Origin of the sequence: Extibacter sp. GGCC_0201 (assembly GCF_017566055.1) — a bacterium.
In the GTDB taxonomy this organism is placed as follows: domain Bacteria; phylum Bacillota; class Clostridia; order Lachnospirales; family Lachnospiraceae; genus Extibacter.
In genome coordinates this window covers 13,541-36,229 of the sequence record NZ_JABFCH010000026.1, presented here as the reverse complement: position 1 = coordinate 36,229, position 22,689 = coordinate 13,541, and the positions used below count along the sequence as shown (strand labels likewise).

23 protein-coding genes and 1 riboswitch are annotated in these 22,689 nt (G+C 49.5%); of the genes, 22 read left to right on the top strand and 1 reads right to left on the bottom strand.

What is annotated here, in order from left to right; translation table 11 throughout:
- The first annotated feature begins 47 nt into the window (after positions 1-47).
- From glyA to pflA, 10 genes are all read left to right on the top strand, one after another.
- Complete coding sequence (glyA, locus tag HJV72_RS15580) at positions 48-1,286, top strand: serine hydroxymethyltransferase (RefSeq protein WP_208072310.1); 1,239 nt, start codon at positions 48-50, stop codon at positions 1,284-1,286.
- 161 nt (positions 1,287-1,447) lie between these two features.
- The gene (locus HJV72_RS15575; RefSeq protein WP_208072308.1) at positions 1,448-3,721 is read left to right on the top strand and encodes a heavy metal translocating P-type ATPase; all 2,274 of its coding nucleotides are present in this window, start codon (positions 1,448-1,450) and stop codon (positions 3,719-3,721) included.
- Between the two features lie 27 nt (positions 3,722-3,748).
- The gene (locus HJV72_RS15570; RefSeq protein ID WP_208072305.1) at positions 3,749-4,051 is read left to right on the top strand and encodes a metal-sensing transcriptional repressor; all 303 of its coding nucleotides are present in this window, start codon (positions 3,749-3,751) and stop codon (positions 4,049-4,051) included.
- A gap of 13 nt (positions 4,052-4,064) precedes the next feature.
- Complete coding sequence (locus HJV72_RS15565; protein ID WP_066577840.1) at positions 4,065-4,256, top strand: heavy-metal-associated domain-containing protein; 192 nt, start codon at positions 4,065-4,067, stop codon at positions 4,254-4,256.
- A gap of 103 nt (positions 4,257-4,359) precedes the next feature.
- Positions 4,360-4,737, top strand: coding sequence for a zf-TFIIB domain-containing protein (locus HJV72_RS15560; protein WP_208072303.1), 378 nt, complete (start codon positions 4,360-4,362; stop codon positions 4,735-4,737).
- Between the two features lie 126 nt (positions 4,738-4,863).
- A complete protein-coding gene (locus HJV72_RS15555) occupies positions 4,864-5,157 on the top strand; it encodes a spore coat associated protein CotJA (protein WP_243765667.1) in 294 nt (97 codons plus the stop codon).
- Positions 5,154-5,423 carry a spore coat protein CotJB gene (locus tag HJV72_RS15550; protein ID WP_208072300.1) on the top strand — a complete coding sequence of 90 codons (270 nt, stop codon included), beginning with the start codon at positions 5,154-5,156 and terminating at the stop codon, positions 5,421-5,423. Before HJV72_RS15555 ends, HJV72_RS15550 begins: the two co-directional genes overlap by 4 nt.
- 3 nt (positions 5,424-5,426) lie before the next feature.
- Positions 5,427-6,029, top strand: a complete 603-nt coding sequence (locus HJV72_RS15545; protein ID WP_208072298.1) for a manganese catalase family protein — start codon at positions 5,427-5,429, stop codon at positions 6,027-6,029.
- A gap of 113 nt (positions 6,030-6,142) precedes the next feature.
- A riboswitch (ZMP/ZTP riboswitch) is annotated at positions 6,143-6,225 on the top strand.
- A 121-nt stretch (positions 6,226-6,346) separates the two neighbouring features.
- Positions 6,347-8,578 carry a formate C-acetyltransferase gene (gene pflB, locus HJV72_RS15540; RefSeq protein WP_208072297.1) on the top strand — a complete coding sequence of 744 codons (2,232 nt, stop codon included), beginning with the start codon at positions 6,347-6,349 and terminating at the stop codon, positions 8,576-8,578.
- On the top strand, positions 8,565-9,284 hold the full coding sequence (pflA, locus tag HJV72_RS15535) for a pyruvate formate-lyase-activating protein (RefSeq protein ID WP_208072295.1): 720 nt from the start codon (positions 8,565-8,567) through the stop codon (positions 9,282-9,284). The genes pflB and pflA overlap by 14 nt, the downstream gene beginning before the upstream one ends.
- A 64-nt stretch (positions 9,285-9,348) precedes the next feature.
- Here the strand turns inward: pflA and HJV72_RS15530 are convergent, their stop codons facing one another.
- On the bottom strand, positions 9,349-9,510 hold the full coding sequence (locus HJV72_RS15530) for a hypothetical protein (RefSeq protein WP_242868224.1): 162 nt from the start codon (positions 9,508-9,510) through the stop codon (positions 9,349-9,351).
- Positions 9,511-9,794: 284 nt separating this feature from the next.
- Here HJV72_RS15530 and HJV72_RS15525 point away from each other — a divergent pair, with 284 nt between their 5' ends.
- From HJV72_RS15525 to HJV72_RS15470, 12 genes are all read left to right on the top strand, one after another.
- Complete coding sequence (locus HJV72_RS15525) at positions 9,795-10,733, top strand: radical SAM protein (protein ID WP_208072293.1); 939 nt, start codon at positions 9,795-9,797, stop codon at positions 10,731-10,733.
- A 126-nt stretch (positions 10,734-10,859) separates the two neighbouring features.
- On the top strand, positions 10,860-12,017 hold the full coding sequence (locus tag HJV72_RS15520) for an FtsW/RodA/SpoVE family cell cycle protein (RefSeq protein ID WP_208072291.1): 1,158 nt from the start codon (positions 10,860-10,862) through the stop codon (positions 12,015-12,017).
- 143 nt (positions 12,018-12,160) lie between these two features.
- Entirely contained in the window at positions 12,161-13,000 is an 840-nt protein-coding gene (locus tag HJV72_RS15515; protein ID WP_208072289.1) for a DegV family protein, read from the top strand.
- A 58-nt stretch (positions 13,001-13,058) separates the two neighbouring features.
- Positions 13,059-13,316, top strand: coding sequence for a hypothetical protein (locus HJV72_RS15510; protein WP_208072287.1), 258 nt, complete (start codon positions 13,059-13,061; stop codon positions 13,314-13,316).
- A 295-nt stretch (positions 13,317-13,611) separates the two neighbouring features.
- Positions 13,612-14,052, top strand: coding sequence for a division/cell wall cluster transcriptional repressor MraZ (gene mraZ / locus HJV72_RS15505; protein ID WP_006442076.1), 441 nt, complete (start codon positions 13,612-13,614; stop codon positions 14,050-14,052).
- Between the two features lie 11 nt (positions 14,053-14,063).
- Complete coding sequence (rsmH, locus tag HJV72_RS15500) at positions 14,064-14,999, top strand: 16S rRNA (cytosine(1402)-N(4))-methyltransferase RsmH (protein WP_208072285.1); 936 nt, start codon at positions 14,064-14,066, stop codon at positions 14,997-14,999.
- A 19-nt stretch (positions 15,000-15,018) separates the two neighbouring features.
- Positions 15,019-15,555: a hypothetical protein gene (locus HJV72_RS15495; protein ID WP_243765666.1), complete on the top strand. Its 537-nt coding sequence runs from the start codon at positions 15,019-15,021 to the stop codon at positions 15,553-15,555.
- Between the two features lie 15 nt (positions 15,556-15,570).
- Positions 15,571-17,409, top strand: coding sequence for a peptidoglycan D,D-transpeptidase FtsI family protein (locus tag HJV72_RS15490; protein WP_208072284.1), 1,839 nt, complete (start codon positions 15,571-15,573; stop codon positions 17,407-17,409).
- A gap of 70 nt (positions 17,410-17,479) precedes the next feature.
- Positions 17,480-19,204, top strand: coding sequence for a peptidoglycan D,D-transpeptidase FtsI family protein (locus tag HJV72_RS15485; RefSeq protein ID WP_208072281.1), 1,725 nt, complete (start codon positions 17,480-17,482; stop codon positions 19,202-19,204).
- A gap of 57 nt (positions 19,205-19,261) precedes the next feature.
- Positions 19,262-20,218 (top strand): phospho-N-acetylmuramoyl-pentapeptide-transferase, encoded by a 957-nt coding sequence (mraY, locus tag HJV72_RS15480; RefSeq protein ID WP_132274239.1) that lies wholly within the window; start codon positions 19,262-19,264, stop codon positions 20,216-20,218.
- A gap of 9 nt (positions 20,219-20,227) precedes the next feature.
- Positions 20,228-21,574 (top strand): UDP-N-acetylmuramoyl-L-alanine--D-glutamate ligase, encoded by a 1,347-nt coding sequence (murD, locus tag HJV72_RS15475; protein ID WP_208072279.1) that lies wholly within the window; start codon positions 20,228-20,230, stop codon positions 21,572-21,574.
- 50 nt (positions 21,575-21,624) lie between these two features.
- Positions 21,625-22,671 carry an FtsW/RodA/SpoVE family cell cycle protein gene (locus tag HJV72_RS15470; RefSeq protein WP_208072350.1) on the top strand — a complete coding sequence of 349 codons (1,047 nt, stop codon included), beginning with the start codon at positions 21,625-21,627 and terminating at the stop codon, positions 22,669-22,671.
- Positions 22,672-22,689 lie beyond the last annotated feature (18 nt).

The following is a 22,689-nucleotide window of genomic DNA, read 5'->3' as shown; positions in this document are numbered from 1 at the left end:
CCTGATAGGTAACGTAAATATGCAAGAATTGCCTGGGAGGTACAAACATGTATGCATTTGACGAGATTAAAAAAACAGACAGTGAAATAGCTGAGGCGATCAATTCAGAGATGGAGCGGCAGAATTCTCACATCGAATTGATTGCCTCTGAAAACTGGGTGAGCAAGGCTGTGATGGCAGCTATGGGCAGCCCCCTCACCAACAAGTATGCGGAAGGCTATCCGGGGAAACGTTATTACGGCGGGTGCCAATGCGTGGATGTCGTGGAAAACCTGGCGCGGGAGCGGGCGAAGAAGCTGTTCGGCTGCGACTATGCTAATGTTCAGCCTCATTCCGGAGCACAGGCTAACCTTGCCGCATATTTTGCAATGGTAGATCCGGGTGATAAAGTGCTTGGCATGAACCTGGATCACGGGGGACATCTGACCCACGGGTCACCGGTGAACTTTTCCGGGAAGTATTTTGATATCGTCTCTTACGGAGTCAACGCGGACGGAGTCATCGATTATGACGATGTAAGGGAGATTGCGCTAAAGGAGAGGCCAAAACTTATCATCGCAGGCGCCAGCGCATATGCGAGGACGATTGACTTTAAAAGGTTCCGGGAGATTGCAGATGAAGCAGGCGCATATCTTATGGTGGACATGGCCCATATAGCCGGGCTGGTAGCTGCGGGACTTCATCCGAGCCCGGTACCGTACGCCGATGTAGTGACGACGACGACCCATAAGACGCTGCGCGGGCCAAGAGGCGGCATGATACTGTGCAACAGGGAAGCGGCGGACAAGTTCAACTTTGACAAGGCGATATTCCCGGGAACCCAGGGCGGACCGCTGGAACATGTCATCGCAGGTAAGGCAGTCTGCTTCAAGGAGGCGCTGGAGCCGGAATTCAAAGCATACCAGCAGCAGATTATCGATAATGCGCAGGCACTCTGCAAGGGACTTATGGACAGAGGGGTAAGGATCGTGTCCGGAGGCACGGACAACCATCTCATGCTCGTGGACTTAAGCCAAGAAGAAGTTACGGGCAAGGATTTGGAGAGACGCCTGGATGAGGCCCACATCACATGCAACAAGAACACGATTCCGAATGACCCGCGTTCCCCGTTTGTGACGAGCGGCGTAAGGCTTGGCACTCCGGCCGTGACAACGAGAGGGATGAAGGAAGGGGACATGGATACGATTGCAGAAGCAATCGTGCTTGTGATAAAGAGTGAAGATAATATAGAGAAAGCAAAAGAAATTGTGGCAGGGCTTACGAGCAAGTATCCGCTCTGCCAGTAGTGAGAGAAAGGGGCTGGAACTGCCGTGTATGAGAGCGGGGGTCCGGCCCTCATCTTTTGATTTAATATTTTTTGTCATTTTGCATGTCCCCCCCGTTGACAAATATACCGGATGGAGGTATAATCTAAATACCCAATAGGGGTATGAATGGAGGCGTTGACATGATTACAAAACAGTTTAATATAGGCGGTATGAGCTGCGCGGCCTGCTCCAGCGCGGTCGAGAGGGTTACGAGGAAGCTTGGAAGTGTTACGGAGAGCAGCGTGAACCTGACGACCGGCATAATGACGATAACCTTTGACGAACAGGCACTGTCTGACGAAGAGATTATCAGAAAAGTGGAGAGGGCGGGGTTCCGTGCGGAGCTCCACATCGATAAGAGCAAGGAAGAGAAGAAGGAAGAAGAAGCGGTGATGGAAGACGAGGTTCACAAGACGAGGACGCATCTCATCATCAATATTATACTTGCCATTCCGCTTCTCTATATTTCCATGGGGCATATGGTACCGTTTCCGATGCCGCTCCCGGCTGTACTGGATATGCACCACAGCCCATTCAATTTTGCGCTGGCACAGCTCATTCTTACGACCGTCATCTTGTTTAACGGAAGAAAATTCTATCTTGTAGGTTTTAAAAGCCTGTTCAGGGGGCATCCGAATATGGACTCGCTTGTGGCGATAGGTACAGGAAGTGCATATGTGTACAGTCTCGTGATGACATTTCTCATACGTACAGACGGCACGGCGGTCCACAACCTGTATTATGAGTCCGCCGCCATCGTCGTGACGCTTGTCATGGTCGGAAAGTACATGGAGGGCCGGAGCAAGAACAAGACAAAGGATGCCATACGTAAGCTGATGGAGCTGGCCCCGGACACGGCCTGTGTGCTGAGGGATGGGGAACAGACAGAGGTACCGGTGGATCAGGTAAGGGAAGGTGAGCTGATTCTCATCAGGCCGGGGGATAAAGTGCCTCTTGACGGAACCATTACCGAAGGGCGAACGACGATAGATGAATCCATGCTTACGGGCGAAAGCATCCCGGTTGAGAAGGAGGCGGGTTCGGAGGTCATCGGAGGCAGTGTCAATTACCAGGGTGCCGTCACCGTTGAGGTTACCCGTGTCGGTGCGGATACGACGCTTGCGAAGATTGTAAAGATGATGGAGGACGCCCAGGGAAGGAAAGCGCCGATCTCAAAGCTCGCGGATACGGTAGCGGGGTACTTTGTCCCTGCCGTCATGTGTATCGCGTTTGTGGCGGCGGTCGTGTGGGCGCTGCTTGGGCACGACGTTGCCTTCGTGCTTACCATATTCGTATCGGTGCTTGTCATTGCGTGCCCGTGTGCGCTCGGGCTTGCAACCCCCACTGCCATTATGGTCGGGACCGGGCTTGGCGCGGGCAACGGCATCCTGATCAAGAGCGGCGAGGCGCTTGAGATTGCACACAAGGCCGACGCAGTCGTGCTTGACAAGACAGGAACGATTACAGAAGGAAAGCCGGCGGTCATGAACATCATAAGCCATGACAACGATGAGGAGCTGGTGCTGCAGATTGCGGCGTCCTGCGAACAGGCTTCGGAGCATCCGCTCGGGCGTGCTATCGTGGAAGAGGCTAAAAAGAGAGGACTGCCGCTTCTGAAAGCGGAAGAGTTCCAGAGCGTCACCGGTCAGGGCATCGAAGCGGTCATCGGGAGTGACACATATTATATTGGCAACAGGAAGCTGTGCGAGTCTCTTGGGATAGGGCTTGGCGCATACGGTAAGGAGGCGGAGGCAATTGCCGCGAAAGGGCAGACCCCTATGTTTGTCGTGCAGAAGCCAGGCAGACCGGAAGATGGTGCAGAAGAGGCATCTGCCCCGGCCGGAATCATCAGCGTGGCGGATCCGGTGAAGGAGACAAGCCGGGAAGCTGTGGCACGTATGAAGGAACTGGGCATACAGGTCTATATGCTGACTGGCGATAACCGGTTGACGGCAGAGTATATTGGGGGTAAAGTAGGAGTAGACCATGTGGTTGCAGAGGTGCTGCCGCAGGATAAGGCAAATGTGGTGGAGAAGCTTCAGAAGGAAGGGCGCCGCGTGATGATGGTGGGAGATGGCATCAATGATGCTCCTGCCCTTGTGCAGGCGGATGTTGGAGTGGCTATCGGAAGCGGTAGTGATATCGCCATCGACTCGGGGGATATGGTCCTTATGAAGTCTGATTTGAATGACGTATATAAGGCCATCCGGCTGAGCAACGCCACCATAAGAAATATCAAGCAGAACCTGTTCTGGGCGTTCTTCTATAACAGCTGCGGCATTCCGCTGGCGGCCGGTGCGCTGTACGCGATAAACGGGACGCTGCTGAACCCTGTCTTTGCGGGTCTTGCCATGTCCTTGAGCTCCGTGACCGTTGTGGGAAATGCACTCAGGCTTCGCAGGCTGAAATTATAGGAAGAATACACGAAGAGGAGAGGGACTATGGAAGAGAAGAGCTGCTGTATGGAACGTACGAAGCACCGGGATGCCGGCGAATATAAAGAGCTGGTGACGAGGCTGAACCGCGTCGAGGGACAGGTAAGGGGAATCAAGAAGATGCTGGAGGAGGACCGGTACTGTGTGGATATACTGACGCAGGTATCCGCCATTCAGGCGGCGTTGAATGCATTCAGCAAAAAGCTGCTCGTGAACCACATCCATACGTGTGTGGTTGATGATATACAGGAGGGCAAAGTGGAAGTGGTGGACGAACTTTGCGATACGATTCAAAAATTGATGAAATAGGAGGACGGGCCAGATGACAGTGATTAAAGTGGCAGATATGCACTGTGAGAAATGTGTGGAGAGGATTACCAGGCTTTTGACAGAGGAAGGGCTTGATTTTAAGGTGAGCCTGGAGGATAAGACGGTGACGGTGGACGGATGCGAACACTGTGTAAAAACCGCCATGGAAGCTTTGGATGACCTTGGATTTTCTGCAGAAGTGTAGAGAAGCAGGACAACTATGTAAATTGTTTTGATATTTGCACTGTGATATAGTATAATACGCAGTGGAAGTACAGATAGAAACGAACGAGGAGGGACAGATTTCCATGAAATGTCCAAAATGCGGCCAGCCGTTAAAACCGAGCCAGAAAGACCCGGATTACATGTTATGCTTTAACTGCAGAAAGAAGTTCAAGTTACCAGGAACGAAGCAGCGCGGGGAAGAGGAATTACAGAAGTATGCCAATATTCCGCCGAAGAAGGTGCGGGATAAGCGGGAAAAAGAAATGCGAAAGGCATATGATGAACTGCTTTCCGTGGAGGAAGAGAGACCGAGAAAGAGGCCGAAGAGAAGGCCGGAGCCGGAAGTCGAGGATGACTATTATGACTTGGAGGATGATAAGGTCTCCAAAGTACCGGTGATTATACTGGGAATTGCAATTGTAGCCGTGGCAGCATTGATTATTTATATGCTCTTAAAATAGGCAGCCGATAGCAAGGCCGCTGATTGCAGATGCACAGTCATCTGTAGTCAGCGGCTTTTTTGTGCACAACTTTCCGGTCAGTCCCATACTATAATATTGCAAATGATTATGGAAGGAGTATGACACATGCCGAATTACCGTTATAATGCGCCGGAGTACGGAAGGCGTAATAATTGTGGAAGAACAGCACCTGTCATGAGAGAGGAAGGCTGCCGTACGAAAGTACAGCCGAAGATGCAGCCGGCCTGCTGTGATGACAGGGCAGCTTATGACGAGCTGAGCGGTATGCCCATAGCGATGGCCTATGTACCGTGGCAGCAGTGGCGTGCCTTGTACGAAGTCGAAAAAGGATTACATTGCGGTACGATTTTTGAAGAACTGAACAAACCATTCCGGGGGATAGGAGGGTGTTCAAGATGACAGACAACAAACCTTGCAGACATGAACTATTGGATTGGATCAACGCGGTGAGTTTTGCGGTGGATGATGTAAAGTTGTTTCTCGATACGCATCCTTGTAATGAAGAAGCACTTGAATTCTTCAATGAATTTCAAAGGCAGAGAGTCCAGGCATTGAAAGAATATGCCAGATACTACGGCCCATTGACACTTGACACTGCTGATACGGAAGCAGACAGGTGGAAATGGATCAACGAGCCATGGCCGTGGCAGGAAGGAGGATGTTAGTATATGTGGAATTATGAGAAAAGACTGCAGCATCCGGTAAAAATAACACAGACGAATCCGAGGATTGCACAGGTAATCATGTCACAGTTTGGTGGCCCTGACGGAGAGCTTTCGGCATCAATGAGGTACCTTTCACAGAGGTATACAATGCCATATAAGGAAGTGACAGGCATCCTGACAGATATCGGAACAGAAGAGCTGGCTCACATGGAGATGATTTGCTCTATCGTCTACCAGCTTACAAAGGACCTGACACCGGAGGAGATAGAAAAATCCGGCTTTGACAAATATTACGTAGACCATACTCTTGCTCTGTGGCCCCAGGCTGCTGCAGGAATACCGTTCAATGCGTGCGAGTTCCAGTCTAAAGGCGATCCTATAACGGACCTTCACGAAGACATGGCGGCAGAACAAAAAGCTCGAACTACTTACGATAATATACTAAGGCTCGTAAAGGACCCAGAAGTATGTGAGCCAATCCGCTTCCTGAGAGAGCGCGAAATCGTACACTACCAGCGATTCGGCGAATCCCTGCGCATCGTACAGGATAACCTGGACAGCAAGAACTTCTATGCATTCAATCCAGAGTTTGATGTCAGAAAATAGCGTGAATTGTCGAAGGGGTCAGACCCCTGCATATGCAGGGGGTCTGACCCCTATGAAAATACGCTTGACTTTTGCGGCAGGTTAATGTTATACTCACCCCGTAAAGTAAACAAAAAGGATTTCATTACTGACGGATAATGTGGGTTACCACAGGGGAATGAAGTCTTGGAATAAGCCGACCGTCTGGGCAGCATCATTTTTCTGGTGCTGCTCTTTTTTTAGCGGTTGGGGTCAGGCCCCTTTCGAAAGGGGTCAGGCCCCAATGAAAAGAGCGCAGGGAATGGTGTCATACACACAGAGAACAGGAGGAATGGAATATGTTTACACAGTGGGAAGGTTTTAATCCGGGGATATGGCAGGAAGAGATGAATGTACGTGATTTCATCCAGAAGAACTATACCCCTTATACAGGTAATGGGGATTTCCTGAAGCCGGCGACGGAACGTACCGATAAGCTGCTGCATAAGTTTGAGAATCTGCTTGGGCTTGAGCGTGAGTTCGGAGGCGTGCTTGACATCGATACCCAGACGGTCACTTCTCTTTTGAATTACAAGCCGGGTTATCTGGATAAGGAACAGGAGATTATCGTAGGGCTCCAGACGGACCGTCCACTAAAAAGGGGCGTCAATCCCTTCGGCGGCCTGCGCATGACAAGGGACGCATGCCGGGCGTATGGCTATGAGCTGTCACAGAAGGTGGAAGACGAATTCCAGTATAGGACGACCCACAACGACGGAGTATTCCGTGTCTACAACAAGGAGACGAAAGCAGCCAGACATTGCGGCCTTATCACGGGTCTGCCTGATGCTTACGGACGCGGACGTATCATCGGCGATTACCGCCGTGTCGCCCTCTACGGTCTTGACTATCTGATTGGACAGAAGCAGGCGGACAAAGACAGGCTGAGCCTGGAGGTCATGGATGTAGACCATATACGCCAGCAGGAAGAGCTGTACCAGCAGATTAACTTCCTCGGCAAGCTGCGCGACATGGCCGCCATGTACGGATATGATATTACAAAGCCCGCGGCGGACGCCAGGGAAGCGGTACAGTGGCTGTACTTTGCCTATCTCGGCGCCATCAAAGAGCAGAACGGAGCAGCCATGAGCCTTGGCCGCACCTCGACATTCCTTGACATCTATTTTGAACGGGATATTGCAAAAGGCATCCTGAGCGAAGAAGGAGCCCAGGAGATTATCGATGACTTTGTGATGAAGCTGCGTATGGCACGCCATCTGCGCACGCCGGACTATAACGAACTGTTTGCCGGCGACCCGATGTGGATTACGGAATCCGTAGGCGGCATGGGTGAGGACGGCAGGACGCTCGTGACGAAAAATTCCTTCCGCATGCTCCATACGCTCTACAACCTGAAGCCATCGGCAGAGCCGAACCTTACGGTATTGTGGTCGAAGGACCTTCCGGATAATTTTAAGAAGTACTGCGCAAAGGTTTCCTGTGATACGGATGCCATCCAATATGAAAATGATGACCTGATGCGTCCGCAGTTTGGCGACGATTACGGAATTGCCTGCTGTGTGTCTGCCATGAGAATCGGGAAGGAGATGCAGTTCTTCGGAGCCCGTGCCAATCTTGCCAAGCTGCTGCTCATGTCGCTGAACGGCGGCAGGGATGAAAAGCAGAACATACAGGTAGGGCCGGCGCATGAACCATACGACGGAGAATATCTGGATTACGGCAAGGTTATGGAACTTCTGGACGTATACCGTCCATGGCTCGTTAAGATGTATGCCAACACGATGAATGTCATCCATTATATGCATGACAAATATGCCTACGAAAAGACGCAGATGGCACTGCACGACACAGAAGTGCACCGATTCATGGCATTTGGCATCGCAGGGATGAGCGTGCTTGCAGATTCTCTTTCCGCCATCAAGTATGCTAAGGTGAGATGCATCCGCGACGAGGAGACGGGTCTTATCATAGATTTTGAGATAAAAGGAGAGTATCCGGCGTTCGGTAATGATGACGACCGTGTGGATGACATTGCCTGTGAACAGGTAAAACTGTTCTGTGAAGAACTGAAAAAACAGAAGCTGTACCGTGACGCTGAACCAACCCTTTCCATACTCACGATAACCTCCAATGTCGTGTACGGCAAGAAGACTGGTTCCACACCGGACGGCCGGAAAGCGGGAGAGCCCTTCGCACCGGGTGCCAATCCGATGCACGGAAGGGAGAAGAACGGGGCGCTTGCTTCTCTTAACTCTGTCGCAAAGCTTTCTTATCAATACTGTAAGGATGGAATCTCCAATACATTTTCTGTTGTCCCGCAGGCGCTTGGAAAGACAGAGGAAGAAAGGCTTGATAACCTGACATCCATACTGGACGGATATTTTGGCCAGATGGCACATCATTTGAATGTAAATGTGCTGAACAGGGATACGCTTATGGATGCATACGATAATCCTGACAAATATCCTAACCTTACTATCCGCGTATCCGGCTATGCGGTGAACTTCAACAAGCTGACACGTGAACAGCAGAAGGAAGTGATTTCACGTACTTTCCATGAGACGATGTAGCGGCCGTATCCACTCCTTCCAGTCCATGGGGGCGGTGGACGGGCCGGGGCTCAGATTCGTGGTGTTCATGCAGGGCTGCCCTCTGCGGTGCGCCTACTGCCATAACCCGGATACGTGGGAGCCGGATGCCGGAATAGAGTACGCGGCGGAACAGGTGGCGGAGAAGATCCGCCGCTATCTGCCATATCTGAAAAATGGAGGTGTCACGGTGACAGGCGGGGAGCCGCTCATGCAGCCGGAATTTGTCACAGAGCTGTTTTGCATTCTCAAGGAAGAAGGGATACACACGGCTCTGGATACGAGCGGGGTCGGAGATCTGCAGAAGGCCGAACGCGTATTAGAGTACACGGATTTGGTACTGGCTGATGTAAAGTTCCTAACTGCGGAAGACTACATATATTACTGCAAGGCAGATATCCAGAAGGTGATTGCGTTCTTGGATCTGGTAAAAAAGAAGAACATACCGCTTTGGATCCGCAGGGTCGTCGTCCCTGGCATCAATGACACGAAAGAACATATGATAAAGCTGGTGGATTTCCTGGAAGCGTATCCGAATGTTGAGAAGATCGAGCTGCTGCCGTTTAGGAAGCTCTGTCTGGAAAAATATGAAACGATGGGCATACCGTTTCCGCTTGCCCAAGTGCCTGAGATGACGGAGATGGAAACGGAAAAGCTGAGAGAGATGCTTCCGGATCGTTACCGTTAGACAATAATAGAATGACTGATACAAAGACGTAACCGGCTGCCTGGGTGGGCAGCCGGTTTTGCGGCTATTCGCCGCCTGGTCCGTCTTTTCTCGGACGTTCAGACTCCGGAAGTGGTTCAACTGATTTTTCGGAGTTGGAAGCGTTGATCTTACCGTCATAAGCGTCTTTGCTCTCCATATAGTCGATTGGACGTTCCGTTGTAAATGAAGATTTATTTTCTTTCATACGTGCACACTCCTTTCAAAAGTATGATGCTCACACGTATGAGGAAATATGTATCTGAATTCATCTTCCTCATTGCAGACATCAGAACCATACTTGTCAGAAGCCCTGATTTAATCCCTTGGGCAACGAGCCAAAGCCAGGCCCGCTAGCCTTGGCGGCTGACACGAGGGTCATATGCCCTGTAGCTCGCAGCGAGGTATTTGACTTCGCTGTACAGGATATAAGGAGTATAGTATAATTATACGATGACAGAAACATTACCACAGAAGACAGGAGTGATGATTATGATATATGAAGGGCAGATTTGCCGTGCACCTATGGAGCGGGCATCGTTCATGCTTCCGGTAATGGTAGGATGCTCTTATGGCAGGTGCAAGTTCTGCAACCTTTTCCGGCATCTGGCCTACAGAGAGATTCCGCTTTCGCAGGTTGAAGCCGAGCTGAGACGCGTCCGAGATATGAACGGGCGGCCGAGGAGAATATTTCTCGGGGATGGCAACGCATTTGGACTTAAGGCCGGACATCTGGAAAAAGTGCTCGACATGATTCGGGGCTATTTCCCTCAATGCGAGGCTGTCAACATGGACGCGACGGTAACGAGCATTCTCATGAAATCGGATGAAGAGCTGGCGATGCTCCATCGAAAGGGAGTCCGTCATCTGTATATCGGTATCGAAAGCGGCCTGGATGATGTACTGGCTTACATGGAGAAAGACCATGATATGAGTCAGGCCTATGAGGCTGTCAAGAGAATAAGCATGGCAGGAATGATATTTGATGCACATATTATGACAGGGGTGGCGGGCGCAGGCAGAGGAGCAGAAAATGCAGAGGCTCTTGCCGCCTTTTTGAACAGCACATCTCCTCGGCATGTGGTCAACTTCTCCATGTTCCATCATAAGGAAGTGCCGCTGTACCAGCATATCCTGGACAATACTTTCCGGCCTGCGGATGAGCTTGAGAACCTCCGGGAAGAAAGAAGGCTGTTGGAGCTCATCAAGGCAGCAGGGGAACAGCCGGTCATATACGATGGATTCCATGATTATATACAGTTCCGTGTCCGGGGACGTCTGCCCGTGGACCGGACACAGATGCTTGATAAGCTCAAGGAGGCCATCAGACAGTATGAACACAGAAGCCCGGTAATCTCTTATGTACAGGGGGAGTGTCCCCATCTGGAGAAATGCGATGGACTTCAAAAAGTGTGGGATATGCAGACATGAATACCGGAACCTTAGGCAGCCTGTGCACTCCATATAGCGAGGGAATACCCGGCCAGGCAGAAAATGCAGTTGTTTTTATTCTTTCATATCGTTATAATAAGAACGGTAGATTGGAGTGTAGATATTATGGCGAGAAGTCGGAAGACAAGAAAAAGGAAAATGACGAAGGCACGGTATTTTGATTACAGTATGCTTGCGGTCCTTATATTTCTCATCTGTTTTGGACTTGTAATGCTGTACAGCACGAGTTCATACAGCGCGCTTGTAACTTATGGCGACAGTATGCATTATTTCAAACGACAGCTTATATTCTGCGTGATGGGGCTCATAGTCATATACGTGGTGGCTAAGATTGATTATCATATTTATATAAAATGGGCCAAGCCGTTGTATTTAGTCTCTGTATTTTTGATGATGCTTGTAAAGACGCCTCTGGGAAAAGAGGTAAATGGCGCCAAGCGCTGGATACAGCTGCCATTCGACCAGCAGTTCCAGCCGGCAGAGGTGGCGAAGATAGCAATCATCTTATTTATTCCTGTGCTTATCTGCAAGATGGGCAAGGAGATTAAGACGCTTGGGGGAATCGCGAAAATACTTGCGTGGGGTGCTTTTTCCGCCGCCTGCGTTTTATTCCTGACGGACAACTTGAGCACGGCTATCATCGTAATGGGAATCACCTGCATCATGGTATTTGTCGTACATCCGAAGACGGCGCCGTTTATCGTGCTATTTACGGCAGGTATGGGCGTGATACTTGTGGCGGTGCAGATTCTGGGCAGGGTACTTGTGACGAGTGAAAACTTCCGTATGAGAAGAATACTCGTATGGCTTGCGCCGGAGGATCATGCTGCAGAAGGCGGCTATCAGATCATGCAGGCGCTGTATGCAATCGGTTCGGGAGGCTTTTTCGGGAAAGGCCTGGGGAACAGTGCGCAGAAGATGATCATCCCGGAAGTCCAGAATGATATGATTCTTTCTATTATATGTGAGGAACTTGGAGTGTTCGGGGCAATCCTGGTACTCGTCCTGTTCGGGATGCTTCTGTACCGCCTGCTCTTCATCGCCCAGAATGCGCCAGACATATACGGTTCTCTCATCGTGACAGGTATATTCGCACATATCGCCCTTCAGGTCATTCTGAATGTGGCAGTTGTGATCAACCTGATTCCGACGACCGGAATCACGCTGCCGTTTATCAGCTATGGAGGGACTTCAATCCTGTTTCTGACAATCGAGATGGGAATTGCACTCGGAGTGTCGAGGAAAATTAAGTTTGAAGACTAAGGCACCTGGGAAAACTTTAATAAAAATACTTTTATTTCCAATACAAATGTGCTATGATTACAAATGTAGTATTGAAAACTACATATTATAGCAACAGATGACATGCCAAACAAACACAGATATGGTATGCCGGGAGGAAAGATATGAGTTATAAAGTGATTGTAGACAGCTGTGGAGAACTTACAGATAAGATGAAGAAGTCCGGGTGCTTTGAGACGGCGTCTCTTAAAATAGAAGTGGCGGGACAGCAGATTGTTGATGACGAGACTTTTGACCAGGAAAGATTTCTGAAACTGGTGGCAGTTTCGCCGGAATGTCCAAAGTCTTCCTGTCCGTCACCGGAGAGATATATGGAGGGATTTCACTGTGAAGCGAATCATGTATATGCGGTGACGCTATCCTCGGAGCTGAGCGGTTCCTACAACAGCGCCCTGCTCGGCAAGAACCTGTACCGTGAAGAATATGGGGAGAAAGATATCTACGTGTTCAACTCCCGCTCAGCCTCTGTCGGTGAGACATTAATAGCACTGAAGATTGCAGAGTGTGAGGAGGCAGGGATGGCATTTCAGGACGTAGTGGATACGGTAGAAGAATATATAGCGGAACAAGATACGTATTTTGTGCTAGAGACACTTGAGACATTGCGGAAGAACGGACGGCTTACGGGCCTAAAGGCTATCGTCGCCACGGCGCTTAACATAAAGCCGGTGATGGGCGCCACGGCGGAAGGAACCATCTGCCAGCTTGGACAAGCAAGAGGGATTAAGAAGGCTCTCGTGAAAATGGTAGATGAGATTGCGAAGAGACTGAAAGAGCCGGGGAAGAAGATACTTGCCATATCACACTGCAACTGTCCCGAACGTGCCCGTCAGGTAAAAGACATGCTGCTTGAAAAGGCAGATTTCCGGGATGTCATCATTTTGGATACGGCTGGAATCAGCAGTATGTACGCTTCAGACGGAGGCGTAATTGTAGTTGTATAATGCCGGAAACTATGGTAGAATAACTTTTAGTTATTGAGCTATAGAAGGAGCGAAAAATATGAGCCAGGAAAAAGTAGACAGGTATAAACAAGAAAAAGCTAACCGCAAAAAGAATGTGAAAAAGGAGAAAGCCGCAAACGTAGCCCGCAAATGTGTCGTAGGGCTGGCCGCGCTTCTTCTTGTAGGCTGGGTTGGATATTCTGCCTACGGAACATATAAGTCTAACAAACCAAAAGAGTCAGTAGAAATCGATTATACCGCGCTGACGGAATTTTCCACAAACCTCACCGAGGCGGCAGGAAATACAGAAGAATAGCCGGTAAGATTCAAGATTACAAAGGCGCTGCAGAATAGATGGCTGGTCCATCTGCACTGCAGCGCCTTGTTTTTGTGTTTGAAAACAAAAGAAAAAGAAGTCTGACAATGGCCTGAATTTTGAAAGGGGTCAGACCCCTGTGGCCACAGGGGTCTGACCCCTTTCAAAATTTTCTTAAAAAAGGGTTGAAATCGCCCAAAAAGTGGTTTACAATGTATTCAAGTGGTAGAAAGTGGTGAAAAGTGGTATAAAGTGGTGCAAAAGTGGCAGACCACTTGAAAGAGGGTGAGTTCTTATGTTGAAAGGAGAATACAGTCATAATATCGACCCTAAGGGAAGATTAATCATTCCGGCCAAGTTTCGTGACGATCTAGGGGAGAATTTCGTCATAACAAAAGGTATGGAAAACTGCTTATATGTATATCCTGAAGATGAATGGAACGCCTTCGAAGATAAACTTAACGCTTTACCTACGACCACAGACAAAAAAGCAAGAGCTTTTGCCTACTTCTTTCAGGGGAGTGCAACTGATGGCGACCTTGACAAGCAAGGAAGAACTTTAATTCCTTCTGTACTGAGGACCTACGCGCATCTTGAAAAAGAGGTCGTGTTTATCGGCATGGGGAAGCGTGCCGAGATATGGGACAAGGCAAGATGGGATGAAAAGAATGCTGAAGTGGAGCTCAACATTGAGGATATTGCTTCTGATATGGAAGAGAGTGGATTCAGTATCTAGAGGGAGAAGATATGGGATTCGAACACAAGTCAGTATTACTTGAAGAAACTATTAATGGGTTGAATATCAGGCCGGACGGCACATATGTGGACGGAACGCTTGGTGGAGGTGGACATGCATACGAGATATGCAGACGCTTAGGAAACAAGGGGAGTATTGTAGGAATAGACCAGGACGCGGCGGCTATCACTGCCGCAGGCGGCCGCTTAAAAGACTTCGGGGAGAAGGTCACGATAGTCAGGAGCAACTATTGTGATATGAAGTCGCAGCTCCATCAGTTAGGCATTGACAAAGTCGACGGGATCGTACTTGATCTGGGCGTATCATCTTATCAGCTGGATACGGCAGAGCGGGGATTCTCCTATCGCGAAGATGCGCCGCTGGACATGAGGATGGATACGCGTCAGAAGATGACAGCCAGGGACATCGTCAATGACTACGGTGAGATGGACCTCTACCGCGTGATACGGGACTACGGGGAAGATAAGTTTGCAAAGAACATCGCCAAACATATTGTAGCCGCACGCGCGGAGAGGCCCATCGAAACTACCGGTCAGCTGACCGGTATTATAAGACAAGCCATTCCGATGAAATACCAGAAAAAGTCTGGGCATCCTTCCAAGAGGACGTTCCAGGCTATCCGTATTGAACTGAACAGGGAGCTGGAAGTTCTACGGGATTCTCTGGATGATATGATTGACTTGTTAAAGCCAGGCGGGAGGCTGTGTATCATAACCTTCCATTCACTGGAGGACAGGATAGTAAAAAGTGCATTTAAGAAGAATGAAAATCCATGCACCTGTCCAAGCGATTTTCCCATATGTGTATGCGGAAAAGAATCAAAGGGGAGTATTTTAACTAGAAAACCGATTCTTCCGGATGAGGATGAGTTGGAATATAACAGCCGTGCGAAGAGTGCCAAGCTCCGCATATTTGAACGACGATAATTTTAGAAAGGGGAAAAACATGGCAGCAAGATATACATCATCCAGAAGCAGGACAGCCTATGGAACATCAAACAGAACACGCGGTCAGATGTATGTCTACGGCAATGTGGTGACAAAACCGGCTTACGAGCCGGAACGGCGTACAAAAGAACCTGAAAGACCGAGGAAGACAAGCAGGCAGGTGCGCAATAACCGCAGGAAAGCGCTGCATATGAGCCCCGGATATGTTATATTTCTGGCAGCAGCGGCCATACTTGCACTCGTAGTATGTGTAAATTATGTCCAGCTGCAGTCCAGGCTTACAAGCCGCTCAAAAGCAATCTCTGCGATGCAGGAAGAGCTGGCGGATATGAAAGAAGAGAATAATACAAAGTATAATGCTGTAATGGATTCCGTCAATCTGGACGAGATTCGGGACAAGGCGCAAAATGAACTGGGAATGGTATATGCCACTTCAGATCAGATTGTAGAGTATGACAATCCCTCGTCAGATTATGTGAAACAATATGAGGATATACCGGAAGACGGTATACTTGCCCAATCAGACAAAAAATAATAAACAGGTGGAATTATGGGAAAACAGACAAGAAATGTATTTAAAAGGAAGTTTTCCAAACTAATGCAGAAAAAGCTAGTAATGCTCTTCGTAGCAATTGTACTAGCTTTTGGCGTATTAGTAGGGAGAATTACATACATCAATGCGGCCAGCGGGGACAGGTATACGAAGGTGGTGCTGGACCAGCAGCAGTACGACAGCCGTACGATTCCGTTCAAGCGGGGCGATATCGTGGACCGGAACGGGACAAAGATAGCCACCAGCGAACGGGTTTACAATGTCATCCTGGATGCAAAGGTGATGACAAGCGACAAGGACTATATCGAACCGACGATAGAAGTGCTGAAAGACTGCTTCGATATAAAGGAAGAGGATGTCAGGAAACTGATAAAAGACAACCCGGGGAGCAGATACAACATACTGAAAAAAGGAATTGATTATGAAAAGGCCAAAGAATTTGAAAAGATAGATGCAGATGACAAGAAATATCCGGATGTAAAAGGCATATGGCTGGAAGAGGACTATGTCAGAAAGTATCCATACAATACGCTTGCCAGCGATGTCGTCGGATTTACCGTAGACGGCAATGTGGGAAGCAACGGGATAGAGGCATCTTACAATTCTGTCCTGAATGGGACCGACGGCAGGGAATATGGATATTTTGACAAGGAATCCAGTGTGGAGCGCACGGTAAAAGAGGCGGTGGACGGGAGCACCATCATGTCTACCATAGACCTCCAGGTGCAGAGCATCGTTGAAAAGCATATACTGGAATTCAACGAAAAGCATAAGAACGAAGCATCTGAGGGAGAGGGCAGCAAGAACACGGCAGTTATCGTCATGAACCCACAGAACGGCGAGATAATCGCGGAAGCATCTTATCCGAACTTCGACCTCAACAACCCAAGAGATCTGACAAAATACTATTCCGAGGAAGCTATAGAGGGTATGGAGGATGAAGAGAAGCTTGAGAAGCTGAATGCACTTTGGAACAACTTCTGCGTAAGCGACACGTATGAACCGGGGTCCACCTATAAGCCGTTCACCATATCGGCCGGCCTGGAGACCGGCGTACTGACCGGAAACGAAAGCTATACCTGCGGCGGGATGCTTCATGTAGGAGACCACGATATACACTGCAGCAACCGTGACGGGCACGGGACGCAGTCGCTGAAGCAGTCGCTTGAAAATTCATGTAATGTGGCATTGATGCAGATAGGCGCCGCGCTTGGTAATGACGAGTTCTGCAAATACCAGGAGCTGTTCGGTTTTGGCTCGTCCACAGGCATAGATCTGCCGGGAGAAGAGACAGGGCTGCTGTATGAGCCTGATAATATGGACCCTGCCAGCCTTGCAACTAATGCATTCGGCCAGAACTTCAACGTAACCATGACCCAGATGGCATCCGCATTCTGTTCGCTCATCAACGGAGGTGATTATTATAAGCCCCATGTGGTGAAGCAGATTCAGGATGAAAACGGGAATGTCACGGAAAACAAGGATCCGGTGCTCGTAAAACGGACTGTTTCAAAAGAGACGAGCGAGATAATCAAAGACTATATGCTTGGCGTCGTGCAGGAAGGTACCGGCAGTTCGGCGGCGGTAGAAGGCTATGACATAGGAGGCAAGACAGGAACCGCAGAGAAGCAGCCCCGTGGCAACGGAAAATATCTCGTATCCTTTATCGGATATGCGCCCCAGGACAATCCAGAAGTAGTCGTATATGTCGTGATTGACGAACCAAATGTGGCAGCACAGGCAAGCAGCTCATATGCGACCGAGATGGCATCCAAGATAATGGCAGAGATATTCCCTTATCTTGGCGTGACAAAGGCCGCACCGGAAGCAGAATAGAATAAATTAGGTAGAATAACCTCACAGAAGTGTTAATAAGTTATAAAAACGGCTTCTGTGAGGTTTTTTTGTGAAGAATAAGACCTATAATAAAAAGAAGATCTTTGTAGTATTTATCTGTGCCGCAGCCATCATACTGGGGCTCGTGGGAAGGCTTGTGTATCTCATGGTATTTGATGCCGAATATTACCAGAAGAAGGCTGAATCGCTCCACGAGCGGGAAAGAGATATAAAAGCGGCCAGGGGAGAGATTGTGGATGCAGGCGGGACAGTGCTTGCGACGAACAAGACCGTGTGCACCATATCGGTCATACACAGCCAGATGAAGGATCCGGAAGGCGTGATCAAGGCACTTTGCGCTGAGCTTGAAATGGACGAGGATACCGTGCGTAAAAAGGTAGAAAAGGTCTCCTCCATGGAGCGTATCAAGACGAACGTAGATAAGGCGACAGGAGACCGGATACGGGAGCTGGAGCTGGAAGGCGTCAAAGTAGATGAAGACTTTAAGCGCTATTATCCATATGATGAACTGGCATCCAAAGTGCTCGGGTTCACAGGAGGGGATAACCAGGGAATCATCGGTCTGGAAGTAAAATATGAAGAATATCTGAAAGGGATCAACGGAAAGATACTCACGACGACAGATGCCAGAGGTGTCGAACTGGAAGGTGTGGCGGAGGACCGGATGGAACCGGTCGCCGGTAACACGCTCCAGGTGAGCTTGGACTATAATATTCAGATGTATGCACAGCAGATGGCGGAGAAGGTCATGGAAGAAAAACAGGCAGACAAAGTGTCGATTCTCCTGATGAACCCGCAGAACGGTGAGATTATCGCCATGGTGAACGTGCCGGAATTCAACCTGAACGATCCGTTTACGCTCAATACGGAGGAAGATACAGGCGCGATGTCACCGGAAGAAAAGCAGGACGCGCTGAACCAGATGTGGCGTAACGGCTGTATCAATGACACATACGAACCAGGCTCCACATTCAAGATTATAACAGCTTCTGCCTGCCTGGAGGAAGGCGTCGTATCCCTGGACGACAATTTCAGCTGTCCCGGCTACCGGGTGGTGGAAGACAGGAAGATACGGTGTCATAAAGTCGGGGGACACGGCTCGGAGACTTTTGTGCAGGGAATACAGAATTCCTGTAACCCTGTGTTTATCGATATCGGGCTGAGGCTCGGCGTTGATAAGTTCTATGAATATTTCAACCAGTTCGGACTCATGGGCATGACCGGGGTAGATCTGCCGGGGGAAGCCGGAACGATTATGCACAAGAAAAGCAACGTAGGTATGGTGGAGCTAGCTACGATGGCGTTCGGACAGTCGTTCCAGATAACACCGATGCAGATGGCTACGACCGTCAGCTCCCTTGTCAACGGAGGGACGAGAGTTACGCCGCACTTCGGGGTCAAAGTAATGGACTCGAAGGGCGAGGAAGTAGAGACGTTCAAGTACAAGAAAGAAAAGAATATCGTATCAAAAGAGACTTCCGAGACGATGCAGATGCTGCTGGAGAGCGTTGTCTCCGAAGGTTCGGGTAAGAATGCCTACGTGGAGGGGTACCACATCGGTGGAAAGACAGCCACCTCCCAGACGCTGCCAAGAAGCGCCAACAAGTATATCTCATCCTTTATCGGTTTTGCGCCGGCAGATGACCCGCAGGTTCTCGGGATGTGTGTCATATACAACCCTCAGGGCGTATATTATGGTGGTACGATAGCAGCTCCTGTCATCCGGGACATTTTTGAGAATATATTGCCCTATCTTGGCATTGAAAAAGAGTAAAAAATGAAGTATACTATGTAAGGTTAGTGATTAACAAAAGAAGCGAAGAGGTGGATTATGGATTATAGAGTTTTTCTTCCGGTATTGATTGCATTCGCGCTTAGCGTAGTGATGGGGCCGGTGATTATTCCTATTTTAAGAAGGCTTAAGATGGGGCAGACGGAACGGGAAGACGGGGTGAAGTCTCACCTGAAAAAAGCAGGCACGCCAACGATGGGCGGAGTCATCATACTGGTGAGCGTTGTAGTTACTTCGGTGTTCTATCTGAAGAACTACCCGAAGATAATACCTATATTGTTCGTAACCCTGGGATTTGGACTCATCGGTTTTCTGGATGATTATCTGAAGGTCGTGATGAAGCGTTCCGACGGCCTGTATCCAAAGCAGAAATTTGCGCTGCAGATACTGGTGACGGCTGTCCTCGCGTTTTACCTCGTGCGTTTTACAAATATTCCGCTCACGATGCTCATACCATTTTCAGGCGGACATTACCTTGACATCGGCTGGCTTGCGATACCACTCATGTTCGTGGCCGTGCTCGGAACGGTCAACGGTGCCAACTTCACAGATGGGCTGGACGGCCTGGCGTCCAGCGTAACCGTCCTGATAGCCACGTTCTTTACCGTGGTGGCAATCGGCACGAAGAGCGGCATAGAGCCGATAACGTGTGCTGTCGTAGGCGCGCTTCTCGGCTTCCTGCTCTTTAATGTCTATCCGGCCAGCGTGTTCATGGGTGATACGGGGTCGCTTGCCCTCGGCGGGTTTGTGGCGTCAACGGCGTATATGCTCCAGATGCCGATCTTTCTTATCATCGTCGCATTTATATACATGGTGGAGATATTATCCGTCATGATACAGGTAACTTATTTCAAAAAGACAGGGGGCAGACGTATCTTTAAGATGGCCCCGATACATCACCATTTCGAACTGTGCGGGTGGTCGGAGACGAAGGTCGTTGCAGTATTTTCTATTATTACAGCGCTTCTCTGTCTCGTTGCGCTGATGGCTATGTAGGAGGAAATTATGAAAGTTACAAATAAGAAGGTGCTCGTATTCGGTTCCGGACTCAGTGGAACAGGCGCCGTGGGGCTTCTTACAGAACACGGTGCGGATGTAGTGCTGTACGATGGGAACGAGAAGCTTGACAAGGCAGAGCTTGCGGGCCGCGTCGGAAGAGATGTGCAGATTATACTCGGTCCTTTTCCGGAAGAGCTGCTCCAGACGCTCGACATTGTCGTTTTAAGCCCGGGGGTGCCGACGGACCTGCCTGTTGTACGACAGATGTTTGAACGCGGGATAGAAGTCATCGGAGAGGTCGAGCTGGCGTATGCATTCGGAAAAGGTGACGTACTTGCCATCACGGGCACGAACGGCAAGACGACGACGACGTCGCTGCTCGGCGAGATTATGAAGAATGATAAAGAAGAAGTGTATGTCGTAGGCAATATCGGCAATCCATATACCGTCGCGGCGGGAGAGATGTCGGACAATGCGGTGGCTGTGGCAGAGATGAGCAGCTTCCAGCTGGAGAGCATCGTCAGCTTCCGGCCAGCTGTGAGCGCTCTGCTCAATATATCGCCGGATCATCTGAACCGTCATCATACGATGGAAGCATACATTGAGGCGAAGAAGAATATAGCCAGGAACCAGACGGAAGATGACTGGTGCATTCTAAACTATGAGGACGAAGTGACACGGGAATTCGGAAAGAATGTCAGGGCGCAGGTTCTATATTTCAGCAGCCGGCGTAAACTAGAAAGAGGCATCTATCTTGATGACGGTATGATAGTCTATAAGAATCCGGAAGAGATTCGTATCTGCCATGTGGAGGAGCTGCAGCTTCTCGGCACCCACAACTATGAAAATGTTATGGCCGCCGTAGCTATGGCTGCCGTATACGGTGTCCCGATGGACCGAATCCGGGAGAGCATCAAGGCATTCAAAGGAGTGGAACACAGGATCGAGTTCGTCACGGAGAAGGATGGAGTCGCTTACTACAATGATTCCAAAGGGACGAATCCGGACGCGGCAATCAAGGGAATACAAGCCATGAACCGCCCTACCATACTTATCGGCGGAGGATATGACAAAGATTCTTCGTATACGGAATGGATAGAAAGCTTTGGCGGGAAGGTCAGGAGGCTGATTCTTCTGGGCGCCACGAAGGAAAAGATTGCAGAAGACGCAGAAAGCTGCGGCTTTCATGATTATACGTTCGCAGATACATTTGAAGAGGCGGTGCTTATGTCAGCAGAAATCGCGGGGCCCGGAGAAGCAGTGCTTCTGTCACCGGCCTGCGCCAGCTGGGATATGTTCCCAAATTATGAGACACGTGGAGATAAGTTTAAAGAAATTGTAAATTCCTTATAAGGAGTGCATATCGCTTGACACGGTCCAAAAAGAAAAAGTATGATTATACGATGCTGGCAGCCCTGCTGCTGCTCGTTCTTATCGGCCTGGTGATACTATACAGCACCAGTGCATATAACGGAGAAGTGAAATTTCATGATTCGTTTTATTATCTGAAGAAACAGGCATTTGCGACAGTGCTTGGGGTTGCCGGAATGTTTTTTGTTGCCAATATGGATTATCATGTGTGGAAACATGTGGCTGTGCTCGGATATTTCACGGCGATTCTGCTGTCCGTTGCGGTAATATTTGTCGGTGATGAGTATAACGGGTCCAAAAGATGGTTATCTTTGGGGCCTTTTTCTTTTCAGCCGTCGGAATTTGCCAAGGTGGCCGTCATACTGTTCCTGGCACATATCATAACGAAAAATGTCAAGAGCATGGGAAAGATGAGGACGATGGTAAAGGTGATGATCCTCATACTCCCGATTGTCGGTCTCGTAGGCGCCAGCAACTTAAGCACGGCTATTATCATTCTCGGGATAGGTGTTATTCTCGTATTTGTGGCAAGCCCTAAATACAGCCAATTTATATTGATGGGTGCGCTCGGAGCCGGCTTTATGACCATCTTTCTGGCCCTTGAAAGCTACCGTCTGGAGAGGCTCGCAATCTGGCGCAACCCCGAGGAGTTTGAAAAAGGATACCAGACGCTGCAGGGACTGTATGCAATCGGTTCAGGCGGACTGTTCGGCAGAGGGCTGGGGGAGAGCGTGCAGAAGCTTGGGTTTGTGCCCGAGGCCCAGAATGACATGATATTCTCTATCGTCTGTGAAGAGCTTGGGCTATTTGGGGCAGGATTCATACTTATCTTGTTCCTCATACTTATTTGGCGCTTTTTCGTCATTGCCACACATGCGAAGGACCTGTTCGGGGCGCTGATAGCGGCCGGGGCCATGGGACATATGATGATACAGGTTATCCTGAATATCGCGGTCGTGACGAACACGATTCCGAACACGGGAATCACCCTTCCGTTCATCAGCTACGGGGGCACCTCGGTCGTATTTCTGCTGCTGGAAATGGGGCTTGTGCTCAGCGTGTCATCTCTGATAGAATGAGAGAGGGTAAGGAGAAAG

Excerpts from the sequence above, each read along its gene's own strand:
- glyA (WP_208072310.1), top strand. The coding sequence starts at position 48 with ATGTATGCATTTGACGAGATTAAAAAAACAGACAGTGAAATAGCTGAG.
- HJV72_RS15575 (WP_208072308.1), top strand. The coding sequence starts at position 1,448 with ATGATTACAAAACAGTTTAATATAGGCGGTATGAGCTGCGCGGCCTGC.
- HJV72_RS15570 (WP_208072305.1), top strand. The coding sequence starts at position 3,749 with ATGGAAGAGAAGAGCTGCTGTATGGAACGTACGAAGCACCGGGATGCC.
- HJV72_RS15565 (WP_066577840.1), top strand. The coding sequence starts at position 4,065 with ATGACAGTGATTAAAGTGGCAGATATGCACTGTGAGAAATGTGTGGAG.
- HJV72_RS15560 (WP_208072303.1), top strand. The coding sequence starts at position 4,360 with ATGAAATGTCCAAAATGCGGCCAGCCGTTAAAACCGAGCCAGAAAGAC.
- HJV72_RS15555 (WP_243765667.1), top strand. The coding sequence starts at position 4,864 with ATGCCGAATTACCGTTATAATGCGCCGGAGTACGGAAGGCGTAATAAT.
- HJV72_RS15550 (WP_208072300.1), top strand. The coding sequence starts at position 5,154 with ATGACAGACAACAAACCTTGCAGACATGAACTATTGGATTGGATCAAC.
- HJV72_RS15545 (WP_208072298.1), top strand. The coding sequence starts at position 5,427 with ATGTGGAATTATGAGAAAAGACTGCAGCATCCGGTAAAAATAACACAG.
- pflB (WP_208072297.1), top strand. The coding sequence starts at position 6,347 with ATGTTTACACAGTGGGAAGGTTTTAATCCGGGGATATGGCAGGAAGAG.
- pflA (WP_208072295.1), top strand. The coding sequence starts at position 8,565 with ATGAGACGATGTAGCGGCCGTATCCACTCCTTCCAGTCCATGGGGGCG.
- HJV72_RS15530 (WP_242868224.1), bottom strand. The coding sequence starts at position 9,510 with ATGAAAGAAAATAAATCTTCATTTACAACGGAACGTCCAATCGACTAT.
- HJV72_RS15525 (WP_208072293.1), top strand. The coding sequence starts at position 9,795 with ATGATATATGAAGGGCAGATTTGCCGTGCACCTATGGAGCGGGCATCG.
- HJV72_RS15520 (WP_208072291.1), top strand. The coding sequence starts at position 10,860 with ATGGCGAGAAGTCGGAAGACAAGAAAAAGGAAAATGACGAAGGCACGG.
- HJV72_RS15515 (WP_208072289.1), top strand. The coding sequence starts at position 12,161 with ATGAGTTATAAAGTGATTGTAGACAGCTGTGGAGAACTTACAGATAAG.
- HJV72_RS15510 (WP_208072287.1), top strand. The coding sequence starts at position 13,059 with ATGAGCCAGGAAAAAGTAGACAGGTATAAACAAGAAAAAGCTAACCGC.
- mraZ (WP_006442076.1), top strand. The coding sequence starts at position 13,612 with ATGTTGAAAGGAGAATACAGTCATAATATCGACCCTAAGGGAAGATTA.
- rsmH (WP_208072285.1), top strand. The coding sequence starts at position 14,064 with ATGGGATTCGAACACAAGTCAGTATTACTTGAAGAAACTATTAATGGG.
- HJV72_RS15495 (WP_243765666.1), top strand. The coding sequence starts at position 15,019 with ATGGCAGCAAGATATACATCATCCAGAAGCAGGACAGCCTATGGAACA.
- HJV72_RS15490 (WP_208072284.1), top strand. The coding sequence starts at position 15,571 with ATGGGAAAACAGACAAGAAATGTATTTAAAAGGAAGTTTTCCAAACTA.
- mraY (WP_132274239.1), top strand. The coding sequence starts at position 19,262 with ATGGATTATAGAGTTTTTCTTCCGGTATTGATTGCATTCGCGCTTAGC.
- murD (WP_208072279.1), top strand. The coding sequence starts at position 20,228 with ATGAAAGTTACAAATAAGAAGGTGCTCGTATTCGGTTCCGGACTCAGT.
- HJV72_RS15470 (WP_208072350.1), top strand. The coding sequence starts at position 21,625 with ATGCTGGCAGCCCTGCTGCTGCTCGTTCTTATCGGCCTGGTGATACTA.